Genomic DNA, 20752 nt, shown 5'->3' with positions numbered 1-20752 from the left:
GGCCCTCATGTCCGTGGTGCTGTGGCTGATGGCTCTGATTCTGCTGGGCGGATGCGCGAGCTCGATGCCGCATCCTCCCGCAACCATGCTTTCCGCGCCCGCCGGCACCAACGCGGAAATCAAGGCGCAACTCGAGCGGGGCAATGCGCTGTTCGCCTCCCACGATTGGACCGGTGCCGAAAAGGTGTTTCGAGAGGTCGTGTCGTTCGAGCCCTCGTTGGCCGAGGCGCACTATAACCTCGCCGTCACGCTCGATCATCAGGGAAAGCAGGCCGAGGCGAGAAAGCACTACGTCGAGGCGGCCAACCTGGCGCCCGGCAACACGGTGATCTGGGACTCACCGATCTTTCACGACCGAGCCGGCGGATTCGGGCACGACCTTGAGCGATCCACGTTTCAAGATCCGTCACACAAGGGCTATTGACGATGGGAGCGCGAGGCTCAGGTCGGGTCTCCCCCGAGGCCTTTGACCGGTTGGTGCAAGAGGCGCTCCGCGACCTGCCGGCCCGCTATGCCAAGCTGGCGGAAGAAGTGTCCGTCGTGGTGGAAGAAGAACCGCCCGCCGAAGTCCTGGCCGATCTCGACCTCGATTCGAAAGACGACCTTCTCGGTCTCTACCAGGGCGTGCCGCTCAGCGAGGAATCGTTCTTTCAGCCGGGCGGCCAACAGCCGCCGCGTATTGCGATTTACCGAGGTCCCATTCTCCGGCTCTGCAGGACTCCGGACGAGGTCAGGCAGGAGATCCGCGACACGGTCGTGCATGAGCTGGGACACCACGTCGGCTTGGACGACGACGAGATGCCGTATTAGGGAAGGTTGAGGTTGAGTCTGAACCTTATCCTGTAGCGATCTTTCCCGCCGGTTGCTCACGGCGCGCCAACGCTTGCCGCTGGTATCCCAATGCAAGCATGAAGCTTCCGATGATCACCATCGGCAAAGAAAGCACTTGTCCCATGGAGAGGGCGCCGAAAATGAAGCCGATGTGGGCGTCCGGTTCTCGAAACAGTTCCGCCAGCAGCCGGCAGAGTCCATAGCCCGTGATAAAACTCCAAAAGGTGGTGCCGGGCGGTGTGGGTCTTCGTCCGATCACCCACAAAACCGAGAACAGGAGCACACCTTCCAGCGCCAGCTCGTAGAGCTGCGACGGGTGCCGGCAGGCCGGTCCGCCTGCGGGAAACACCATACACCACTCCACGTCGGTCGGGCGACCGAAGAGCTCACCGTTAATGAAATTCCCGAGCCGGCCGAGACCGAGTCCGATCGGGGTGACGGAGGCCGCCATGTCAGCGATGGTGTAGATGGAAATCCCGTGGCGCTTTCCGAACCAGATCAACGCGACGATCGTGCCGATCAAGCCTCCGTGGAACGACATCCCTCCCTCCCAGACCGCGAGAATCTTGCTGGGATACTCGAGATAGTAGGGGAGGTTGTAAAACAGCACATACCCGAATCGCCCGCCGATGAAGACCCCAAAGGCCGCCCAAACCACCATGTCATAGACTTGATCCTTCGTCAGCCCCAAGCCTTGCGCCTGCACCTTCTGACGAATCACGAAATAGGCGATCGTGAGCCCGAGCAGGTACATAAGCCCGTACCATCGAAACTGCAGTGGGCCCAACTCGAGAAACACAGGATCGATGTGCGGGTAGGGAATCGCGTCCAACCGGTTCATTGCTGCCTCATGTGACGTGGATGAGCCGGATGATATGTGAGCGATGGGCCCAATGCAAGCAACGCTGCGGTGCAGCCCCGCGGCCTGCAACGCCATCTCGACGAAACGACCGCGTCGGTTGTTGGCTTTCCATCACGACTGTGTTGCCTTGTGTCAGAAAAACGCTACCCAAAATTAGAAGCGGATTAGTCGTGGCTGCGCTGGGCAACAAAATCCTCTAGAACAGGCCTGATTCTCCGCTGGCACGGTTGATGCGAAACGACCGGACAGGATGTCGGCACTGTGGCACCGACCCATTGAACCTTAACCGATGCAAGGAGGTCTACCATGTCAGAGCAGGGAAAGCAGGCGGTGAAAATGGCGGCGATGGTGGCGGGAAGCGCGGCCATCGGCGCGGGGATCGGACTCCTGTTTGCGCCTCAGACGGGAGCGGAAACGCGGCGTGAACTTAACCGGTACGCCAAGAAGGCGCAGGTGCAGGCCACCCGCTGGAGTCGCGCGATCAAGTCCGGCATCCAGGAGGTCGTGGATCGTACGAAACGGCCGATGGTGGAAGCGGCCTAACGAATCGCGGAGGAAACAGTCGAGAAGGGATCGAAGCATCTCCCGGGCACCGACAACTGCATACGAGCGCCAATGGCCTGCTGCTGACAACGGCACAGGCCGTTGGTGCGTGGTCTTCCCGCGCCTGCGTTCCGCCGATCAACCACGACCTAGATTGCTTGAAACCTCCCGACCTCAATGCTAGAGTTTCGCGGCTCGTCCCTGACCGCAGCCGTCAGGCCGCGCGGGAGTGGCGAAATCGGCAAACGCACAGGACTTAAAATCCTGTACCCGTAAGGGTTTGAGGGTTCGATTCCCTCCTCCCGCACCAATGTATTCACTGCGCCTCGCATGATACGAGGTCCAGCCCACATTGTTCATGACCATGCTTCAGCCGGGAGTCAGATCGCGATGCAAAGAGTCGCCTGTCGTCCGCTGATCAGCATACTCGGGCTCGTGAGCCTGCTGACGCTCCACGGATGTGGGGAGCCCGAACCGGGGCCGCCCCCCGCAGCGAGTTCGGCCGAAGGATTCTGGACCGGCAGCACGAATACCAATCAAACCCTGACCGGCGTAGTGCTCGACGACGGGACTTATTACTTTTTCTATTCGGCCGCCGCAAATCCTACCCAAATCGCCGGGGTCATCCAGGGCACCGGGACCTCCAGCGACAGCACGTTCACCTCCGGCAACGCGAAAGACTTCCGCATCGGAGCCAGCGCGCTGGACGCGACCATTTCAGCCACGTACGAGAACCGCCGCTTCCTGAACGCCACCATCACCTACGCCGGAGGTGCAGTCGTGACGTTCACGAGCACCTTCGATACGACCTATACCACCAACCCAACTCTCGCCGTCGTAGCCGGTTTCTACTTCGGTCAGGCCGGGAGTTCCGGTGGGGTGCAATCGGCCAACATCACCGTGACGGGCAGCGGTCCCTTTGCCGGAACGGAGGCGAACGGCTGCACGTTTACCGGCACGGCCACACCCAGGATTCGTGGGAACGCCTTCAATCAGAGCATCGTTTTCGGCGGAGCCCCCTGCTTCTTCGCCGGATCGACCTTCCAGGGGATCGCGCTTTTCACGCTCACGCCCCCTCGGTTGACCGCCGCCGCGCCTAACGGCGCCCGCACAGACGCGGCCATCTTCTTCGGCTTGCGACTCTAGCGAGCGCGCACTATCGGGTAGCCCGAGTCCTTCCCTTCCGCATCCCCATCCATTAAGATACCTTCACATCTTGAGTTGGATCCCTTCCTGATGAAAGCCAAAACCCTGTTCTCCTGTCAGGCCTGCGGCCACCAGTCGCCTCGATGGATGGGCCGCTGTCCCGATTGCGGCGGCTGGAACACCATGAAAGAGGAGCGGCAGGCACCGACCGGCAAAGGCCGGCCGGCCGCGCTGACCGTCGCCCCGGCTCGGGCAACCCCGATCGCCGATATCGAGGTGGTCGGCGAGAACCGGCGACTGACCCGAATCGGCGAGTTCGATCGCGTGCTGGGCGGCGGCGTGATTCCCGGCGCCGTCATCCTGATCGGCGGGGATCCGGGTATCGGCAAGACCACGCTGCTGCTGCAAGCCTTGCCTCGGCTAGCTTCTCCGACCCAGCCGGTCCTCTACGTGTCCGGAGAGGAGTCGCCCCGCCAGATCAAGATGCGGGGGCAGCGATTGGGCGTGGAGCATCCACACTTGTTGATTCTGGCCGAGACGTCCCTGGAGCAGATTTTGAAGGCCGTTCAGGAGATCGGCCCGGCCGCGGTGGTCGTCGACTCGATCCAGACGGTCTACACGGAGCAGATGACGTCGGCCCCCGGCAGCATCAGCCAGGTCCAGGAGGTGGCCGGCCAGCTCATGTGGTTTGCGAAGCGCGCCGGCGTCCCGGTGTTCATCATCGGGCACGTCACCAAGGACGGAGCGATTGCGGGCCCGCGCCTGCTCGAGCACATTGTCGATACGGTGTTGTATTTCGAAGGAGACAAAGGACACAGCTACCGAATTCTCCGCGCCGTGAAGAACCGCTTCGGGTCTACCAATGAGATCGGCGTCTTCGAAATGAAGGATGCCGGGCTGGAGGAAGTAAACAATCCGTCGGAGTTGTTCCTGGCCGAACGATCTCAGCGCAGCACCGGATCCGTGGTCGTATCGAGTCTCGAAGGAAGCAGGCCCATCCTTGTGGAGCTGCAGGCTCTGGTCACGCCCACAAGTTATCCGATGCCCAAACGCATGACCAACGGCGTCGATCTCAACCGGGTCTCCCTGCTGCTGGCCGTGATGGACAAGCGGTTGGGCGTCCATCTATCCGGTCAGGACGTCTACGTCAACGTCGTCGGCGGCATGCACATCGATGAACCCGCCATCGATCTCGGCATCGTCAGCGCCGTGACCTCGAGTCTGCGGGAAGTGCCGGTGGAGCCCGGCTTGCTCATCCTCGGTGAAGTGGGGCTCGGTGGAGAAGTGCGGGCAATCAGCCAGGCGGAGTCACGGCTCCGTGAGGCGGCCAAGATGGGATTCAAGCGGGCGTTGTTGCCGGAGCGGAACTTGTCGAAACTGGACGGAGTGGATGGCATCGAACTCGTCGGCATCGCCGATGTACGGGAGGCGCTGGATGTCGTCCTGGCGTAAGACCCGTCCATGAGCGTCGCACATCCTCGAAGACCCCTCTCTCATTGCATCGTCTCCGCGCTGCTGCTGGCCCTCACCTCGATGCTCATTGCCGGATGCGCACTGTGGGGCGCGAAAGATACGCCGCCCCTCAGGCAGGCCACGGCGGAAGAGTTGACCGCGTTGTTGCAGCAGCGCGAAGCGGCCCTGCAGAGCTTGAAGGGGCTGTTCAGCGCCAAGGTTCGCGGCGGGATCCTGCCGATCACGACCCGCATCGAGGGGACGCTCTACTATGAGCGGCCGAACGCCCTCCGTCTGCGCGGATTTACTCCGATCGGCGGCGAACTCTTCGAGTTTTTGCAATCGGACGATCAGTTTACGCTGCGGCTTCCTACGATGGGACGGGTGCTGTCCGGCAACGGCTCCGACACGAGCGAGATGGGAAAACTGGCGCGCCCCTTTCAACTGAGCGTCTGGGCGATGAGCGGGGTGTTAGGAACCGACGCGGTGGCGCCTTCCGAAACCGTCACCCTGTCCGAGGACGGCGATCGCTACCGGCTGGACGTCTTCGGCCCGTTAACCAACGGAGGGAACGGCTTGCGGCGCCGGTTGTGGTTCGACCGGCAAAGACTCTTGGTCGTCAAAGCGGAACGGCTCACGGACTCCGGCGGTGTGGATGCGTCGATTCGCTATGACGATTTCCGTCCCGTGGGAACGGAAGCAGTCCAGATCGTTTCCTCGGGCTCCGCGGAAGACCGGCTGCTGCGCCCCTTCAAGATCTCGCTCGAGGACGGTCGCGGGGAGGGAAGCGTGCAGATCACGTTTCACGAACTGGTTCCCAATCAGCCGCTCAAGCCAGCCGAGTTGGGCCGAGGATAAACGGAGACGGAACGGTCCCCCCATGAAGATCCTGGCAGTGGATACGGCGACCGCATGGCAGAGTGTGGCGCTCTTGGAGAACGAGGCGGTCCTGGCCCTGGAAGAACAGGAAGCCCGCGGCTCCCATTCTCGACTGCTGCTGCCGGCCGTCCGCAGACTGTTTGCACGCACGGGATTGTCCCTCACGCAGCTCGACGGTCTGGCCGTCTCCATCGGACCGGGCTCTTTTACCGGCCTTCGCGTCGGCTTGGCCACGCTCCTCGGGTTCAGGACGATCACCGGACTGCCCTTGGCGGCGGTGCCGACGCTCGAAGGCATGGCCTGGAATTTCCGTGGAGCCGACATAGCCCTCTGTCCGATCGTCAACAGCAGGCGCGGCGAGGTCTATTGGGCGAAGTTTCGTTGGCGAGGCGATCGACTGGACCGACTCGTCGCAGAACGCACCGGAACTGCCGCCCAACTGGCCGCCTCCTTGAGCGAACGGACGATGCTGTACGGGGAAGGGTGGGCCACCGAAGGCGCGGCCGTCCGGGAAGCCTGTCCCGACCAGATCCGCACCCTGATCGAGACTCCTAACCCGAGCGCGACCCCCTCGGCCGTTTCCGTGGGTCTCGCCGGGCTCGACAAGCTGCGTCGAGGTGAGCTGGCTGGCCTCGGCATCAGTCCGCTCTATGTGCAACGGCCGGAGGCTGAAGTGAAATATGACGAATCGGGAGGACTATCCCCGCTGGCCCGGCGACGGGCCAAACTGGCCCGTAAACTGGCGCCACGATAACGACACATCTGCGAGGACGACGACGCACATGGCGGGTTCTACAAGCGAAATTCTGCCGGCCACACATGCCGACCTGCCCGACATTTTGGCGATCGAAGAAGCTTGCTTCTCGGCCCCCTGGACGCGCAAAATGATGGAAGCAGAAATGAGCGGCAACCCCTTCGCTCATTTTCTCGTCGCCCGGCGGGCGACCGCCGAAGGAGGAGCCCCGTCAGCCATTGTCGGGTATCTGTGTTTTTGGATTGTCTTTGAGGAAGTCCGGTTGATGAACCTCGCGGTCATTGAATCGATGCGGCGTCAGGGGATCGCCACTTCCTTGGTCACCGCAGCCCTTCAAGCCGGCGCGCTCCAGTCAGCCGTGCGGGCGGTACTCGAAGTTCGCGCCTCGAACGGCGCGGCACAAACCCTCTATCAGAATCTGGGATTTCGACAGACCGGCCTCAGGCCGAGCTACTATTCGGCGCCGCCCGAAGACGCGGTGCTGATGGAGCTGGACCCCCTTGCGGCGGAAGCGGTGGTCCGCGCCCATGCAGGGGATCAGACGGGAGGTCAACCATCCCCGGAGCAGCCACTCAAACCAGGAGGTGCGACATGCTGACGGACAATGTGATCATGGAACGGCTCCGCCAATCCAACACAGAATTCCGTGAACTGGAGGAGTCCCACCACCGCCTCGACCTGGAACTCAACGATCTGCAAAAACGCCACGTCCTCACTCCGGCCGAGGAGTTATCCAAGAAGCAGCTGCAAAAAGAAAAGCTCGCGAAGAAAGACAAGATGGCCGAGATGATCCGCATGTATCGCGATCACGGTCTACAGGCGACCGCGCATTAGCAGAGGCACGTGAGCGTCCGACGGACCGATCACAGCCGCAGAGTCCACACCTATGGCCCCAAGCATCCATCCGCTGGCCGCCCACATTCAGACCGTCAAGAAACGTCTGCTCATCATCGGCGCCACGATTCTGGTGGCGCTCGCTGTCGCCTTCACGTTCTCCGCGGAGATGGTCGCCTGGTTGAATCGTCCCTTTCCCAACCAGCTGGTGTTTTACGGGCCGACGGAAGCGCTGTTCGCTTCGATCAAGGTGTCGTTTTTGGCGGCCGTGCTCGCCAGCCTCCCTGTCGTCTTTTACCAGTTTTGGAAATTCGTCGAACCGGCGCTGCTCCCTCAGGAGCAGCGCTGGGGCGTTCCGGTTTTCCTCCTGGCCGGCGCGCTCTTTGCGCTCGGCCTAGTCTTCTGTAACCTGGTCATCCTGCCGCTGGTCATCGATTTTTTCGTCAGCTTCGGAATGGACCGCGACATCACACCCCAGCTGAGCGTGGGCACCTATATCGACTTCAACGTCAAGTTCCTCCTCACGTTCGGCTGCGCTTTCGAGTTACCACTGATTCTGACGATCCTGGCGCGGGTCGGCGTCGTGTCGGCGCAGGTCTTGGCGGCCTACCGCAAGCACGCCATTCTGGGCTCGTTGATCATCTCCGCCGTCGTGACTCCCGATGCGACCCTGTTCACCATGCTGCTCATGGCAGTGCCGCTCATGATACTGTATGAAGTCGGCATCATCGGTGCGAAGCTCTTTGGGCGTGCGCCGACGGATATGAGCCTGCCGCTCGATCCGGATCTTCCCGTTGGAACGGCGGGGCATCGCGTTCGCTAGTACAGGTGGCACCATGAACTCCACTGCCTGTCGTCCCTTGCGATTTCTCTGGCTCGCCGCGCTGGTGGGGTTGGCCCTCCCGGCGACGGCGCAACAGGGACCGCAACCAGGCGGTTCGCACCAACAGCTCCCGGACCGTCAAGCGGCCAGCATTCAGGCGCTCACGGCAACCGGGGATCAGTCGCTCTACGCCGGGTCGTTCGGGCTCGGACTATTCCGCAGCGAAGATCGCGGCGCGACCTGGACCAAATCGGGGGAGGGCATCAGCGACCCGTTCATCCTCTCGCTGGCAACCTCGAAAGACGGGACGGTCTACGCCGGTACCTTTCGCGGAGGGGTATTCCGGACACGGGATCACGGGAAGACATGGCAATCCGTCAACGACGGGCTTAGGCGACATGAGATCAAGACCCTGCTTCCGGTCGGGGACGTGCTGTATGCGGGAACCGCCGACGGAGCCTATCGTCTTGGTAGAGGCGACGACCGCTGGGCGGTCGTCACGACGGGGCTCGACGAGATTCTGGTCCATGCGCTGGCGCAGGCGCCGGACGGCACGCTCTACGCCGGCACGTCCGGAAAGGGCGTGCTGCGGTTCAAAGCCAATTCGAACGGCTGGGTACGCCTGCATCATGGCCTGAAAGACCATGAAGGTATGGTTGAGAATTTCATCCGGGTATTGACCATCGACCCAGACGGTGCGATCTATGCCGGGACGTTCGACGGCGGCGTCTTTCGGAGTCAAGATGCGGGCGCGACGTGGCGGCCGATCAGCCGAGCGTTGCCGAACGACTCGATTCGAGGGATCGTGTTCAACAGTCGAGGCCTCTTCGTCGCCACCGGCCACGGCGTCTTCAAGACCGTCGACAAGGGCCGTCAATGGACCCCGCTCAACAAGGGACTGACCAGCATGGCCGTTCAGGTGCTGATCGAATCGACCTCCGGCTCTCTCTACGCCGGCACCAATGCCGGAGCCTTCCGTAGCGACGACGACGGACGGACCTGGGCCGCGATCAATCACGGACTCGAGGGAGGGACGGCACCGCCGCCCTTCCTCTTTCGCTAACCACAGGAAAGGACACATGACGATGTCAGAGGCAACCGAGAAGACCCGGGCCACGATTGCGGTGACGAGCAAAGGACAGCCGCTGGGAGAAATCGTGCTGAAGTTGTTTCACAATGTCGCTCCCGGTCATGTGAGAAACTTCATGGACCTGGCCGAGAAGGGGTTTTACAACGGCACCACCTTCCACCGCGTCATTCCGGGCTTCATGATCCAGGGGGGCGACCCCAACAGCAAGCACGCCGACCGAGCCTCGCACGGCACCGGCGGACCCGGCTACCGTATCAAGGCGGAGTTCAACAGTACGCCGCACAAGCGGGGGATTCTCTCCATGGCCCGTGCCAACGACCCGGACAGCGCAGGCTCCCAATTCTTCATTTGTGTCGCCGACGCCAACTTCTTAGACTGGCAATACACGGCCTTCGGCGAAGTCGTCAGCGGCATGGACGTGGCGGACAAGGTCGTCAGCGTGAAGCGGGACGGCCGCGATAATCCGCTGGATCGGATCGAGATGACGGTCACGATCAGCGAAGGTTGAGGCTACGGTTCAGGTTGAGACCGGAGATGCTTCATTTCAACATCCGTTTTCTCTCAGCCTTAACCTTGACCTGCCTCTGTCTGTCCGGATGCACCATTCCGCAGACTCCGTACCGCACCGTCTACGAAGACCCGGTCAACTATGTCCGTCTGGAGCTGGATGACGCCGTGTTGCCCGAATGGTCCCCGGGTCACCATTCACATCCCCGGACCTTTACCTCGGAGGAGATTGCCCGCATCCTCACCGGCATGAAGGTGCAGGAGCACCGCATCTGGTTGCAAAAGTGGATTCAGGGCGAAGCCCCGCTGGTGCCCGCCTTTCGGGATGAAGAAATTACGATCCTCGCGCCGCAGATTGCGGAGGCCTTCGCCGCCGCGGCGTACAACGAGCGCATCACGTTTTATCTGAGCCAGCCGCAAACGTCGGCCAAGCGCGTGATCACCACCGGCGGGCTGTACGTGCGGGAATCGGAGATGCACGTACTGCTGGGCAACTGGCAGATCGTCTACGGCATTCCCGCGTACGGCATGATCTACGACCGGCGGTACCCCATGCGCCCCACGGCCGCCAAGGGCTTCGACCTCTTCTTCCAACCGCCGGACGCCGTCATCGTCCAGAACAGCAGCTTTCTGGACACGCTGCTCGCGAACAACAAGGACGAACTCGTCATTGATATCGACCGTCTCCCCGCCGCGGTGGTCACGGCATCCCCCCTTAGGTAGATCTGCTCCTTCCTGCGCCGGATCGGACCGAAGGAACTTCCACGTATTCGGCTGATTTCGTTGACAAGAAATGGGCTCGCTGTTAGCGTTTCCTGGTCAGCCACATGGAGGTCCACCTTGGGCATCGACCGCAGCAAAGTGTTGCACAGCGCCCAACTGTTCGCGTCGAAAGGTCAGTTCGACGCCGCCATCACCGAATGGAAAAAGCTGTCGGCCGAATCGCCCGCCGATGGGAGCATCTACAATTCCATCGGTGAGCTCCATCTGAAGCGGAACGCCCCCGGCGAGGCTGTGTCGGCTTTTCTGCAGGCCGCGAACGCGTTTCGAGCGGAAGGCGCGACCCTCAAGGCCATCGCCACCTATAAGAAAGTCCTCAAGCTCGATCCGTCCCGCTACGACATCTACCGATACCTCGGCGATCTCAATGCCGAGCGGGGGCTCCTGAGCAGCGCGGTGCAGGACTACCTGACGCTGGGCAAGTACTATCTCAAGGAACGCAAGTCCAAGGAGGCGCTCGAGGTCTACAAAAAAATCGTCAGTCAAGACCCGTCGAATCTCGATGCGCAGCAGCGGGTCGCCGAGTTGTGCGTGCAGGAAAACATGCAGGACGAGGCGACAAAGGTCTACCTGCAGCTCGGTCGTGAACGCTCCGCTCAGCAGCGCTACAGTGAGGCCAAGGAAGCGTATCAGTCGGTCTTGCGTATCGATCCGGCCAACAGCGAAGCCGCACAATTCATCGAGCATTTCGAGAAATCGGGCGGCGACCCGACCCGGTTCGCCCGGAGCAGCGCGTCGATTCCAGCGACGGGAAAATCGCTCGAGCCGATGGACCTCCTGGCGGAAGCCAGGCGACGCATCGAGGAAAAGCAATTTGCGGGCGCGGAAGCGATTCTCAACCAGCTCCTCTCGAAGGAACCGGGAAACCCTCAGGTCTGTCAGTTGCTGGCCCGATTACACCTGCATCAGGGTCAGCTTCAGATCGCGCTGGGCGAATACCGTTTTCTGGCCGGTGCGGCGCTACGTGCCCAGGAATATCCGCAGGCGGAGGCACTGATTCAGGAATTTCTGGCCGTCGAGCCCAATTCGGTTCCGCTCCTGGAGCTGCATGGGGAGCTGTACGAGGAACAGGGAGATCTGTCCACGGCCGTGCTGCACTACGGCAAGGCGGTGGAAGTGCTCCTCGAGCATCCGGAGCCGGGTATACCCACGTTGCACGAGGAAATTTTTCAAAAGATCAAGGGGCTCGTTCCGGATAGCCCGGTCGTTCACCGTTTGGAAACGTTGCTGCACGATGCGCCTCCCGCCGCTGAATCCCTCGATTCACGAGCCGACCAGGCCGCACCGGCACCTGACGTATTCACCCTTGCAGGCGCGGAGCCGGACAATGCGCGAGGAACGACGGCTCGGAGTTCCGGCGAGCCGGGGTTCCGCTTCGCGTCCACGGACGAGGCGGTTCCGGTCCCCGACGTGCCGCCCGCTGCCTCGGCACGCGCGAACGCCGCCGGGCCCGCGCCATCCGGTTCGGACCAGCAGGCGCCTGAAGCGGCCGCTGCGACTCCGCTCCTCACGCGAGACGCTCAACTTCGCTCCTACCTGGAGGCGGGACAGGTCATGGAAGCGGAGCTATGGCTGAATCGACTGGTCGGCAAAGCGCCGGATGATGCCGAGCTGCGGGAATTGCTGGGCCGCCTCTTCGAACGCAAGGGTGACGGGGCCGCCGCCGCATTACACTATGCTCGGGCGATGGAGCTGCAATTGGCCGCCTCGCCCGAGTGCGACACCGCACCGCTCACGGCCCTGTATCTCAAGCTCAACACACTGGTCCCGGCTCATCCTCTTGTCGTAAAGTTGGCGCCCCTGTTCCTCACGCGTAATGAACAGCAGGACGCCGCACCGGTAGAAGCCCCCGAAGAGGTGGCCGACGTGCTCGACCCGGAGGTGCATTACACACTTGGCGTGGCGTACAAGAACATGGGGCTGCTCGATGAGGCCCAGGAAGAATTCTCCGTCGCCATGCAGTCGCCGGCCGTGTTCCTGGACTCCTGTCTTATGACCGCCGTCTGTTTGAAGGAGCGCGGACGGGCCGACGCCGCGAGCACGCAACTGGAGCGGCTGCTGACGGATTCTCGCTGCCAAGGGGCCAAGGGGCAGGCCATTCGGTACGAACTGGGACTGCTCTACGAACAACAGGCTCAGTGGGAGCAGGCCGTCACGATGTTCGAGTCCATCCCCACCTTCCACGACGTTCCTGAGCGATTGTCTTCGATCCGCACGGAGCATCCCGTTTCTCATTCCGCCGCCAAAGCCTTCGGATACGCCAGCTAACCGGGTGCGGTCACGGGATTCGGCGCCGGCCGGCCGGCCAGAACCGCGTCCACATTGCGCAGACAGATCAAGCCCATCTGCACCCGAGCAAACCAGGTCGCCGACCCGAGATGCGGCAGCAACACGACCTGCGGCAACGAGCGCAGGCCGGGATGCACACGGGGTTCGTCCTCATAGACGTCGACGCCTGCCCCGGCGATTGCACGGCGCCCCAACACCTCGACCAACGCCGCTTCGTCCACGATCGGGCCTCGGGCGGTATTGATAAGGATCGCCGTCCGCCGCATCTCCGCCAGTTCCGACGTCCCGATAAGGTGTCGCGTCTCCTCGGTCAGCGGCACATGGATCGACACAAAATCCGACTCACGCAGCAGGTCGGGCAGGGAGACAGATTCCCATTGCGCGCCGGGCGGCGAGACGAGGAGAGGACGCCGACTGTAATAGCGCACCGGCATGCGAAATCCGACGGCACGGTGGGCCACCGCCTGCCCGATTCGCCCCATCCCGATGAGGCCCAGCGTCCGACCGGCGACTTCGGCGCCCAAGAGCTGCGTGGCCGTCCAGCCGGTCCAGGTTCCCGCCCGCACGAGTGCGTCGCCTTCCACGACCCGACGGGCTGTGGCCAGGATGAGCGCCCAGGTCAAGTCCGCAGTGGCGTCGGTCAGGACATCCGGAGTATTCGTCACGATGACTCCGCGGTTTCGAGCCGCAGCGAGATCGATGTTGTTGTAGCCGACCGCATAGTTAGCCAAGACCTGCAGCCGGGCTGCCCTCGCCAAGCTCTGCGCGTCGATGCGCTCGGATAACGTGACGATGGCGGCGACTGCCTCGTGCAATCCCTCCCGTATCGTAGCAGGTGACGGCGGAGCCTCTTCCGGTTCCGCCAGCAGCCGGTAGCGTTCGCGGATCGCCGCCATCACCGGTTCCGGCAAGAGGCGGGAAAGGTAGAGGAGGGGGCGGGGCTCGCTCATAAGTGGTGATGGCATCTTACCGAGTCACGGCCACAGCCACAACCACTCGACAGCGGCAGCTCGAAATGCAATGTAGTGGATGGTGGCGCCCCGGCGGGCCGTCTTGAAGTTCCGGACTTCCCTTTGCTATTCTCCGTGCACCTTCCCACGCATGCACCACTTCAGAGGGCAATTCCAAGGAGTCAGACCATGGCCAGCATCAAGCGGGCATTGATCAGCGTATCGGACAAGACCGGGATCGTGGACTTAGCCAGGGGGCTCGAAGCCTCGGGCGCCGAGATCCTTTCGACAGGGGGCACGGCCAAGGCGTTACGCGACGCCGGCGTCAAGGTCACCGACGTGGCCGCCTATACCGGCTCGCCGGAGATCCTCGACGGCCGAGTGAAGACACTGCATCCGAAAATTCACGGCGGCCTGCTGGGGCGCCGCTCACTCCCCGCGCACGTCGACCAAATGAAGCAACACAACATCGGTCCCATCGACGTCGTCGTCGTCAACCTCTATCCCTTCGAGGCCGCCATCTCCAAACCCCATTGCCCGTTCGACGAAGCCATCGAGAATATCGACATCGGCGGCCCTTCGATGCTGCGGTCGGCCGCCAAGAACCATGAAGACGTCTTCGTCGTCGTCGATCCCGCCGACTATCCGCGCGTGCTGGAGGCGGTCAAGAGCGCCGGCGATACGGGGCCGCTCCGCCGCGAGCTGGCCATGAAAGTGTTCCAGCATACGGCGCGCTATGACAGCGTGATCGCCGGCTATCTTGAAAAGCAGGTTCGTGGCGCCGTCAAGTTTCCGCAGATATTGTCGCTGCAATACGAGTTGGCGGAAACGCTCCGGTACGGAGAAAATCCCCATCAGCAGGGCGCCTTCTATCGCGAACTCCACTCCCAGGAGCCGTCCGTCTCGCGCGGCAAGATCCTTCACGGAAAGGCCATGTCGTATAACAATTTCCTCGATGCGAATTCCGCGCTGGAATTGGCCAAGGAGTACGAGGAGACGGCGGTCGCGATCATCAAGCACAACAATCCCTGCGGCGTCGCCTTGGGCACCACGCCGGTAGAGGCCTATGTTAAAGCGCGCGAGACCGACCCGGTTTCGGCCTTTGGAGGTGTCATCGCCTTCAACCGGCCCGTGGATCTCGCGGCAGCCAAGGAAATCACCTCAACGTTCGTGGAGGTCGTCGTGGCGCCTGGATTCGCTGACGACGCTCTGGTCGAACTCAAGCGCAAGAAAGATCTTCGGCTCCTCGATGTCGGCCCTCTTGTAGGAGTGAAACAAGAGGGCTATGACTTGAAAAAGCTGGTCGGCGGCCTGATCGTACAGGATCGCGATCTGGGCGTACTCACGGATCTGCGATCGCTCCCGGTTCCCACGGTCCGCACGCCCGGCGATGAAGAGTATGCGGCCTGCGCCTTCGCCTGGAAGGTCTGTAAACACGTCAAATCCAACGCCATCATCTATGCCAAGCCCGGCCAGACGGTGGGGATCGGCGCCGGCCAGATGAGCCGAGTGGACAGCGTCAAGCTGGCTGCGATGAAGGCGCAGATGCCCGTCAAAGGCTGCGTCATGGCGTCGGACGCCTTCTTTCCATTCCGGGACGGACTTGACGCGGCGGCGCAGGCCGGCATCACCGCCGTCATTCAACCCGGGGGGTCCATTCGCGATGCGGAAATTATCAAGGCCGCGGATGAGCACGGTTTGGCGATGATCCTTACGGGCATGCGCCACTTCCGCCACTGACGGATGTCGAGACGACGCTCCAACCTGAGGCTCCTGTCGCACAGCGCGTCGATACGCCTTCCGGCACACAGGTCGGCGCTCCGCAGACACACATCCTTCCGCGACCGTTTGAATTCTCCTTTCCCCGGATCGTATGGTGAACCTTCGTGAATATTCTCGTCGTCGGAAGCGGGGGACGCGAACATGCCATCGTGTGGAAACTCGGGCAGAGTCAGCGGAAGCCCGCTATTTTTTGCGCCCCCGGGAACGCCGGTATTGCATCGCGCGCAACCTGTGTGCCGATCGCGGCCGATGACATCCAAGCCCTGAAAGACTTCGTCGTCCGCAACCAGGTCGATTTGACGGTCGTAGGACCGGAAGCGCCGCTCGCTATGGGCATCGCCGACGAGTTTCGCAAACATCGTTTGAAAGTATTCGGTCCGACCAAAAATGCAGCGCGCCTGGAAGCCAGCAAGAGTTTCTCCAAAGCTCTCATGCAACGGGCCGGAATCCCCACCGCACGTGCGGAGAGCTTTACCGACACGGCGGCGGCCCGCGCCTACGCCGACGGACAGCCGCTTCCTCTGGTGATCAAGGCGGACGGTCTCGCGCAAGGCAAAGGCGTCATCATCGCCACGACACGCGAGCAGGCGCGGCAGGCGATCGTCGATTGCATGGAGAAGGCTGTCTTCGGGGCGGCTGGAAAGGAAGTCCTGATCGAGGAGTTTCTGGCTGGAGAAGAGTTGACGATCATGGCCTTTACCGACGGCCGCACGATCGTGCCGATGCCGCCGGCCCAGGATCATAAGCGGGTCGGCGACGGGGACACCGGCCTGAACACAGGAGGGATGGGCGCCTACGCGCCCGCGCCGCTCGGCACACCGGAGCTTCGGGATCAGGTACGGCGGCAGGTCCTGGAGCCGATCGTGGCCCATCTCTCCAAAATGGGCTCCCCGTTCCAGGGTGTCCTGTACGCCGGGCTGATGGTCGTCAAGGGCATGCCGTATGTGCTGGAGTTCAATGCCCGGATGGGCGACCCGGAGGCCCAAGTGGTGCTGCCGCTGCTGAAAACCGATTTGCTCACGGTGATTGAAGCAGTCGTGGAACATCGACTGGATCAGCTCGATGTCGAATGGCGCGAAGACGCGGCCGTCTGTGTCGTGATGACGTCGGCGGGGTATCCCGGCCCATACCGAACCGGGGTTCCGATTCAGGGTTTGACGGAACCGTCCACGGAACACGCCGTCGTTTTCCACGCGGGAACAGCCTTCGATCAGCAAGCAGTCGTGACCGCCGGCGGACGTGTCTTGGGTATTACCGGCTTGGGCTCCGACATCGCGGCGGCTCAACAGACGGCCTATCGCGCCGTCCACGCGCTGTCGTTTGAAGGCTGCCACTACCGTCGAGACATCGCCCATCGGGCATTGAGCCCTCGCACATCGCGTTGAGCATCTCTTGTCGGCTCATGGCCACCGTTCATCCACTGTCCCTGAGCACGTTACCGGTTCTCGCCCCCTCCGTTCGTTCGGTCATTCAGAACCGAGGCTTGATCGCCGTGCCGACCGAGACCTACTACGGTCTCGGCACAAGTCCGTTCGATGCCGGCGCTGTCGATCGCTTGCTGCAGGTCAAGAACCGAGAGGACAGCAAGCCAATCCTGGTGCTCATCGGCGACATCGACCAACTTCCCCTGCTGGTGGCCAATATGCCACGCGTCGGACGCATACTCGCGGAAGCATTCTGGCCCGGCGCCCTGACCATTCTACTGCCGGCCCATCCATCACTTCCCCACAACCTCACTGCGGGAAGCGGGCTGGTGGGCGTGCGACTCAGCCCCTGTTTTCCGCTCACGGAACTCCTGAAGCAGACCGGCCCGGTGACCGGTACGAGCGCGAACCGGTCCGGCGGTCCGCCGTCGACCACTGCCGAGCAGGTGCAACGGGAGTTGGGTCACGAGATCGATATGATCCTGGACGCGGGCAGGACGCCGGGCGGCCTACCATCCACCGTCGTGGACGTCCGGGATCCGGTCCGACTTGTTCGAGAAGGCGCGATCCCTCGACAGACGATACGGAACGTGTTACAGACACACGAGATTGCGCTGACCGCTTAGACCACAGCCACGGCAACGATCGCAGCAACGTACGGAGGAGGAGAGGCATGACAATGGCGACTCGGGTGATGAAGCAGGGAATGGCGGTACTGGCCATCGGTTGCACGCTGACCCTGGCCGGCTGCGACTACTGGCCACCGGCGCTCCAAACCCAGATTGAGCAGCTTCGTTCGGAACTGCAGACCGTCACCGCCGAGAAGGCCCAACTGCAGACGCAGCTGGCGTCCATCACCAAGGTGAAGGATGACTTGCAAGCCCAGGTCGACGATCTCAGCCGCGCGAACCGCGACAAGAGCACTATGATCGCCAGCCTCCAAAACAGCGTGACGGCTCTGCAGGAACGGCTCAACAGGACGTCGAAAGCGGCGGGAGGCAAAGTCACCCCGGTCAAAGGGCAGGCCAAGGCGAGACCCAAAACGGCGGTCAAGACGTCGGCTAAGAAACGACCGGCCGCCAAGGCGGCCGTCAAGCGACAGTAGAGGAGGCGACGGATTATTTTGACGAGGTCGTGGCGGGAGACGTCGCGGACGTGGGAGTGGAACTGGAATTGGAGCTAGCCGTCGAAGTCGGTGCCGCAGTCGACGTGTTCGTCGAAGGAGAAGCGGTCGCAGTCGCTGACGAGGCGGCCGCAGGTGACGGTTCTTTTTGGTCCGACGACGCAGGCGCGGCCGGCTCTCCTCCTGACGGCGGTTTCAGCTTGTCCGAATAGTCGGTCACATACCAGCCGCTGCCCTTGAACATGATGGCCGGAGAAGAAATCAACCGCTTCACCGGTTTACCGCAACGATCACAGGCGGCAATCGGATCCTCCTTGATACTCTGTTTCACTTCGAACTTGTACGCACATCCTTCGCACAGATACTCATAAATCGGCACGATATTCCTCCTTTGCTCGATCGAACAGCTCAACGCTCAGGTAAGTTGCGCCAAGGTATTGTCAAGCCGTTCCAAGCCCCGTTTGATTGTGTCCATACCCGTAGCGTAGGACAGACGGACATGAGCCTGACTGCCGAACGGCTCGCCCGGCACGACGGCGATATGCGCGGTCTTCAGTAAATAGTTGGCCAGATCCGTCGGGGTCTTGACAATACCATCGGGCCCGCGCCTGCCCAAGACGCCCGAGACATTGGGAAAGGCATAGAATGCGCCGGTCGGCATCCGGCACGAGACACCACGTATGCCGTTCAACCCCTCCACAATCACCCGCCTCCGCTGATCGAACTCCACGACCATCCGCGCGGTGAAGTCATCGCCGTCACGCAACGCGGCCACCGCGGCCTTTTGGGAAATTGAGCAGGGATTCGACGTACTCTGGCTTTGAATGTTTCCCATCGCCGCGATCAGGTCTCGGGGGCCCGCCGCATACCCGATTCGCCATCCCGTCATGGCATAGGCCTTGGACACTCCGTTGATGATGATCGTACGGGCGGCGATGTCCGCGCCGAGTGTCGCGATGCTGATGTGGACGGTCCCGTCGTAGATGATTTTTTCGTAGATCTCGTCCGAGATCACCAGCAAATCATGCCGAAGCGCAATCGCGGCGATGGCTTCCAAGGTCGCTCGGCCATAGGTCGCACCAGTCGGATTGCACGGGCTGTTGACGATGATCGCTTTCGTCCGGGGCGTGACCAGCCGCTCGAGTTCCGTTGCACGGATCGCGTAGGCGTCTTCTTCCCTGGTGGGAAGCAGCACAGCCGTGGCGTCATTGAGGAGTGCCTGATCGGAATACGAGACCCAGTAGGGGGTGGGGATGATGATCTCGTCTCCCGCTTCCAATAGCGCTTCGGCCACGTTATACAAGGAATGTTTGGCTCCGCAAGAGATCAGGATCTGAGATTTCTCGTACCGAAGCCCCAGCTCACGTTGCAGTTTGTCGACGACGGCGCCGCGCAATTCATCGGTTCCGGACGACGGCGTGTATTTGGTAAACCCGGCACGAATTGCCGCCTCGGCGGCAGATTTTACGGTTTCCGGCGTATCAAAGTCAGGTTCACCGGTCGAAAAGTCGATGACATCGATTCCTTGGGCCGCCATGGCCTTCGCCGTCGCGGCCATGGCCAACGTAGGGGAGGGAGCGATGCGGCCGACGCGGGAGGCCAGCTTCATGGTCTCAGGCTCCCTATACGTGTCTGGAGGCGCCGCGCCACCTCCGGATGAAGAAACGCGGTCAGTGGTCCGCCATGCATCGCGATATCCTTGATGATCGTCGATGAGAGATACGAATATTCCTCGCTGGGCATCAAGAACACCGTTTCGACCCGCTTGGCTAGTTTGCGATTGACTAGCGCCATCTGGAATTCATGCTCGAAATCTGAAATGGCGCGCAACCCTCGAATGATCGCATGCGCGCCGGACTGCTGAACATAGTCCACCAGGAGTCCGTCAAATGTCACGACCTCGACCTGCCCGAGATCCTTCATGACCAACCTCACCATCTCGACGCGCTCCGCCATATCGAAGAGCGGATGCTTGGTCGGATTCGGCGCGACGGCCACGACCACCTTGTCGAACACGCGCAGGCTGCGGGTAATGATGTCCGTATGCCCGTGGGTGATCGGATCGAAGGTGCCCGGATAGATGCCGATCTTCATGCCGACGCCCGTTGACGCGGCGCCGCGCCATAGAGCAGCAGAGCGGTATCGCCATACACATATCGCCGAATCAATGCTGCGCCAGGAAATGACGTCGGCAACACCGATTTAGCATTCTGCTCAATGACCATCAGACCGTCCTCCACGAGAAGCTCCGTCGCCCACACCATCCGCAATGTTTCGATCGCCTGCGTATCGGCGTATGGGGGGTCGGCGAAGACGACGTTATAGGGCCCATCCCACCAATCAGGCCGAGCCAGGAAGTCCTGCGTACGACCGGCCTTGACATCTCCCTGATCCTCAAAGCCGCAGACCGCGAGATTCTTTCGCAGCACTTGCAGTGCGCGCGGATCACATTCCACAAAGGTCACCGCCTCCGCCCCACGGCTGATCGCTTCGATCCCGACCGCCCCGGTTCCCGCATACAGATCGAGAAGGCGGCCGCCCGGTACCCGAAGGTCGAGAATGGAAAACAGCGCCTCGCGCACCTTATCAGAGGTGGGACGCAGCGTCGTCCCTTGTGGCCCACACAAGCGTCGACCTCGGTGGGAGCCGGCTATGATGCGCATAGTCAATTAGGTGAGAGGAC

At 62.0% G+C, this 20752-nt stretch carries 24 protein-coding genes and 1 tRNA gene; 20 read left to right on the top strand and 5 right to left on the bottom strand.

Annotated features, from left to right (window positions below):
* Window positions 1–7: 7 nt before the first annotated feature.
* A complete protein-coding gene (locus P0111_09285) occupies window positions 8–424 on the top strand; it encodes a tetratricopeptide repeat protein (GenBank protein ID MDF0644212.1) in 417 nt (138 codons plus the stop codon).
* Window positions 425–426: 2 nt separating this feature from the next.
* On the top strand, window positions 427–810 hold the full coding sequence (locus tag P0111_09280) for a metallopeptidase family protein (protein ID MDF0644211.1): 384 nt from the start codon (window positions 427–429) through the stop codon (window positions 808–810).
* 25 nt (window positions 811–835) lie between these two features.
* Here P0111_09280 and lgt read toward each other — a convergent pair whose 3' ends face one another.
* Window positions 836–1672 carry a prolipoprotein diacylglyceryl transferase gene (gene lgt / locus P0111_09275; GenBank protein MDF0644210.1) on the bottom strand — a complete coding sequence of 279 codons (837 nt, stop codon included), beginning with the start codon at window positions 1670–1672 and terminating at the stop codon, window positions 836–838.
* A 327-nt stretch (window positions 1673–1999) separates the two neighbouring features.
* Between lgt and P0111_09270 the strand changes: the two genes are divergently transcribed.
* From P0111_09270 to P0111_09210, 13 genes are all read left to right on the top strand, one after another.
* Window positions 2000–2236 carry a YtxH domain-containing protein gene (locus tag P0111_09270; protein ID MDF0644209.1) on the top strand — a complete coding sequence of 79 codons (237 nt, stop codon included), beginning with the start codon at window positions 2000–2002 and terminating at the stop codon, window positions 2234–2236.
* Window positions 2237–2459: 223 nt separating this feature from the next.
* Window positions 2460–2546: transfer RNA gene (locus tag P0111_09265), tRNA-Leu, on the top strand.
* Window positions 2547–2626: 80 nt separating this feature from the next.
* Window positions 2627–3382, top strand: coding sequence for a hypothetical protein (locus P0111_09260; GenBank protein ID MDF0644208.1), 756 nt, complete (start codon window positions 2627–2629; stop codon window positions 3380–3382).
* 90 nt (window positions 3383–3472) lie between these two features.
* A complete protein-coding gene (gene radA / locus P0111_09255; protein ID MDF0644207.1) occupies window positions 3473–4834 on the top strand; it encodes a DNA repair protein RadA in 1362 nt (453 codons plus the stop codon).
* A gap of 9 nt (window positions 4835–4843) precedes the next feature.
* On the top strand, window positions 4844–5692 hold the full coding sequence (locus P0111_09250) for a hypothetical protein (GenBank protein ID MDF0644206.1): 849 nt from the start codon (window positions 4844–4846) through the stop codon (window positions 5690–5692).
* 22 nt (window positions 5693–5714) lie between these two features.
* The gene (tsaB, locus tag P0111_09245; protein ID MDF0644205.1) at window positions 5715–6467 is read left to right on the top strand and encodes a tRNA (adenosine(37)-N6)-threonylcarbamoyltransferase complex dimerization subunit type 1 TsaB; all 753 of its coding nucleotides are present in this window, start codon (window positions 5715–5717) and stop codon (window positions 6465–6467) included.
* A 28-nt stretch (window positions 6468–6495) separates the two neighbouring features.
* Window positions 6496–7065 carry a ribosomal protein S18-alanine N-acetyltransferase gene (gene rimI, locus P0111_09240; protein ID MDF0644204.1) on the top strand — a complete coding sequence of 190 codons (570 nt, stop codon included), beginning with the start codon at window positions 6496–6498 and terminating at the stop codon, window positions 7063–7065.
* On the top strand, window positions 7059–7301 hold the full coding sequence (locus P0111_09235) for a YdcH family protein (protein MDF0644203.1): 243 nt from the start codon (window positions 7059–7061) through the stop codon (window positions 7299–7301). Before rimI ends, P0111_09235 begins: the two co-directional genes overlap by 7 nt.
* Before the next feature lie 52 nt (window positions 7302–7353).
* Window positions 7354–8124 carry a twin-arginine translocase subunit TatC gene (tatC, locus tag P0111_09230; protein MDF0644202.1) on the top strand — a complete coding sequence of 257 codons (771 nt, stop codon included), beginning with the start codon at window positions 7354–7356 and terminating at the stop codon, window positions 8122–8124.
* 13 nt (window positions 8125–8137) lie between these two features.
* Window positions 8138–9187 carry a hypothetical protein gene (locus P0111_09225; GenBank protein ID MDF0644201.1) on the top strand — a complete coding sequence of 350 codons (1050 nt, stop codon included), beginning with the start codon at window positions 8138–8140 and terminating at the stop codon, window positions 9185–9187.
* A 16-nt stretch (window positions 9188–9203) separates the two neighbouring features.
* Window positions 9204–9722, top strand: coding sequence for a peptidylprolyl isomerase (locus P0111_09220; GenBank protein MDF0644200.1), 519 nt, complete (start codon window positions 9204–9206; stop codon window positions 9720–9722).
* A gap of 26 nt (window positions 9723–9748) precedes the next feature.
* Entirely contained in the window at window positions 9749–10444 is a 696-nt protein-coding gene (locus P0111_09215; GenBank protein MDF0644199.1) for a hypothetical protein, read from the top strand.
* 117 nt (window positions 10445–10561) lie between these two features.
* The gene (locus P0111_09210; protein MDF0644198.1) at window positions 10562–12769 is read left to right on the top strand and encodes a tetratricopeptide repeat protein; all 2208 of its coding nucleotides are present in this window, start codon (window positions 10562–10564) and stop codon (window positions 12767–12769) included.
* Here the strand turns inward: P0111_09210 and P0111_09205 are convergent.
* Window positions 12766–13740 (bottom strand): D-glycerate dehydrogenase, encoded by a 975-nt coding sequence (locus tag P0111_09205; GenBank protein MDF0644197.1) that lies wholly within the window; start codon window positions 13738–13740, stop codon window positions 12766–12768. The two genes, P0111_09210 and P0111_09205, sit on opposite strands and share 4 nt — an antisense overlap.
* Before the next feature lie 189 nt (window positions 13741–13929).
* Here P0111_09205 and purH point away from each other — a divergent pair, with 189 nt between their 5' ends.
* From purH to P0111_09180, 5 genes are all read left to right on the top strand, one after another.
* Window positions 13930–15480, top strand: a complete 1551-nt coding sequence (purH, locus tag P0111_09200; GenBank protein MDF0644196.1) for a bifunctional phosphoribosylaminoimidazolecarboxamide formyltransferase/IMP cyclohydrolase — start codon at window positions 13930–13932, stop codon at window positions 15478–15480.
* A gap of 146 nt (window positions 15481–15626) precedes the next feature.
* A complete protein-coding gene (purD, locus tag P0111_09195; GenBank protein ID MDF0644195.1) occupies window positions 15627–16907 on the top strand; it encodes a phosphoribosylamine--glycine ligase in 1281 nt (426 codons plus the stop codon).
* Between the two features lie 17 nt (window positions 16908–16924).
* Window positions 16925–17572 (top strand): L-threonylcarbamoyladenylate synthase, encoded by a 648-nt coding sequence (locus P0111_09190; GenBank protein MDF0644194.1) that lies wholly within the window; start codon window positions 16925–16927, stop codon window positions 17570–17572.
* Between the two features lie 47 nt (window positions 17573–17619).
* Window positions 17620–18051: a hypothetical protein gene (locus P0111_09185; protein MDF0644193.1), complete on the top strand. Its 432-nt coding sequence runs from the start codon at window positions 17620–17622 to the stop codon at window positions 18049–18051.
* A 29-nt stretch (window positions 18052–18080) separates the two neighbouring features.
* Complete coding sequence (locus P0111_09180) at window positions 18081–18281, top strand: hypothetical protein (GenBank protein ID MDF0644192.1); 201 nt, start codon at window positions 18081–18083, stop codon at window positions 18279–18281.
* Between the two features lie 203 nt (window positions 18282–18484).
* Here the strand turns inward: P0111_09180 and P0111_09175 are convergent, their stop codons facing one another.
* The 3 genes from P0111_09175 to rsmD are packed head-to-tail and all read right to left on the bottom strand — an operon-like array spanning window position 18485 to window position 20732.
* Window positions 18485–19678 (bottom strand): pyridoxal phosphate-dependent aminotransferase, encoded by a 1194-nt coding sequence (locus tag P0111_09175; protein MDF0644191.1) that lies wholly within the window; start codon window positions 19676–19678, stop codon window positions 18485–18487.
* Complete coding sequence (gene coaD, locus P0111_09170; GenBank protein ID MDF0644190.1) at window positions 19675–20163, bottom strand: pantetheine-phosphate adenylyltransferase; 489 nt, start codon at window positions 20161–20163, stop codon at window positions 19675–19677. Before coaD ends, P0111_09175 begins: the two co-directional genes overlap by 4 nt.
* Complete coding sequence (gene rsmD, locus P0111_09165; protein ID MDF0644189.1) at window positions 20160–20732, bottom strand: 16S rRNA (guanine(966)-N(2))-methyltransferase RsmD; 573 nt, start codon at window positions 20730–20732, stop codon at window positions 20160–20162. Before rsmD ends, coaD begins: the two co-directional genes overlap by 4 nt.
* Window positions 20733–20752: the final 20 nt, after the last annotated feature.

Source organism: Nitrospira sp., from assembly GCA_029194535.1.
Lineage (GTDB): Bacteria > Nitrospirota > Nitrospiria > Nitrospirales > Nitrospiraceae > Nitrospira_C.
This window is presented reverse-complemented; position numbering and strand designations above follow the sequence as displayed.

Coding starts and splice junctions, on each gene's coding strand:
- radA (MDF0644207.1), top strand. CDS start 3,473: ATGAAAGCCAAAACCCTGTTCTCCTGTCAGGCCTGCGGCCACCAGTCG.
- P0111_09220 (MDF0644200.1), top strand. CDS start 9,204: ATGACGATGTCAGAGGCAACCGAGAAGACCCGGGCCACGATTGCGGTG.
- P0111_09205 (MDF0644197.1), bottom strand. CDS start 13,740: ATGAGCGAGCCCCGCCCCCTCCTCTACCTTTCCCGCCTCTTGCCGGAA.
- P0111_09270 (MDF0644209.1), top strand. CDS start 2,000: ATGTCAGAGCAGGGAAAGCAGGCGGTGAAAATGGCGGCGATGGTGGCG.
- P0111_09215 (MDF0644199.1), top strand. CDS start 9,749: ATGCTTCATTTCAACATCCGTTTTCTCTCAGCCTTAACCTTGACCTGC.
- coaD (MDF0644190.1), bottom strand. CDS start 20,163: ATGAAGATCGGCATCTATCCGGGCACCTTCGATCCGATCACCCACGGG.
- P0111_09190 (MDF0644194.1), top strand. CDS start 16,925: ATGGCCACCGTTCATCCACTGTCCCTGAGCACGTTACCGGTTCTCGCC.
- tatC (MDF0644202.1), top strand. CDS start 7,354: ATGGCCCCAAGCATCCATCCGCTGGCCGCCCACATTCAGACCGTCAAG.
- lgt (MDF0644210.1), bottom strand. CDS start 1,672: ATGAACCGGTTGGACGCGATTCCCTACCCGCACATCGATCCTGTGTTT.
- P0111_09260 (MDF0644208.1), top strand. CDS start 2,627: ATGCAAAGAGTCGCCTGTCGTCCGCTGATCAGCATACTCGGGCTCGTG.
- P0111_09185 (MDF0644193.1), top strand. CDS start 17,620: ATGACAATGGCGACTCGGGTGATGAAGCAGGGAATGGCGGTACTGGCC.
- P0111_09280 (MDF0644211.1), top strand. CDS start 427: ATGGGAGCGCGAGGCTCAGGTCGGGTCTCCCCCGAGGCCTTTGACCGG.
- P0111_09250 (MDF0644206.1), top strand. CDS start 4,844: ATGAGCGTCGCACATCCTCGAAGACCCCTCTCTCATTGCATCGTCTCC.
- rsmD (MDF0644189.1), bottom strand. CDS start 20,732: ATGCGCATCATAGCCGGCTCCCACCGAGGTCGACGCTTGTGTGGGCCA.
- P0111_09285 (MDF0644212.1), top strand. CDS start 8: ATGTCCGTGGTGCTGTGGCTGATGGCTCTGATTCTGCTGGGCGGATGC.
- P0111_09235 (MDF0644203.1), top strand. CDS start 7,059: ATGCTGACGGACAATGTGATCATGGAACGGCTCCGCCAATCCAACACA.
- tsaB (MDF0644205.1), top strand. CDS start 5,715: ATGAAGATCCTGGCAGTGGATACGGCGACCGCATGGCAGAGTGTGGCG.
- P0111_09175 (MDF0644191.1), bottom strand. CDS start 19,678: ATGAAGCTGGCCTCCCGCGTCGGCCGCATCGCTCCCTCCCCTACGTTG.
- P0111_09225 (MDF0644201.1), top strand. CDS start 8,138: ATGAACTCCACTGCCTGTCGTCCCTTGCGATTTCTCTGGCTCGCCGCG.
- rimI (MDF0644204.1), top strand. CDS start 6,496: ATGGCGGGTTCTACAAGCGAAATTCTGCCGGCCACACATGCCGACCTG.
- purH (MDF0644196.1), top strand. CDS start 13,930: ATGGCCAGCATCAAGCGGGCATTGATCAGCGTATCGGACAAGACCGGG.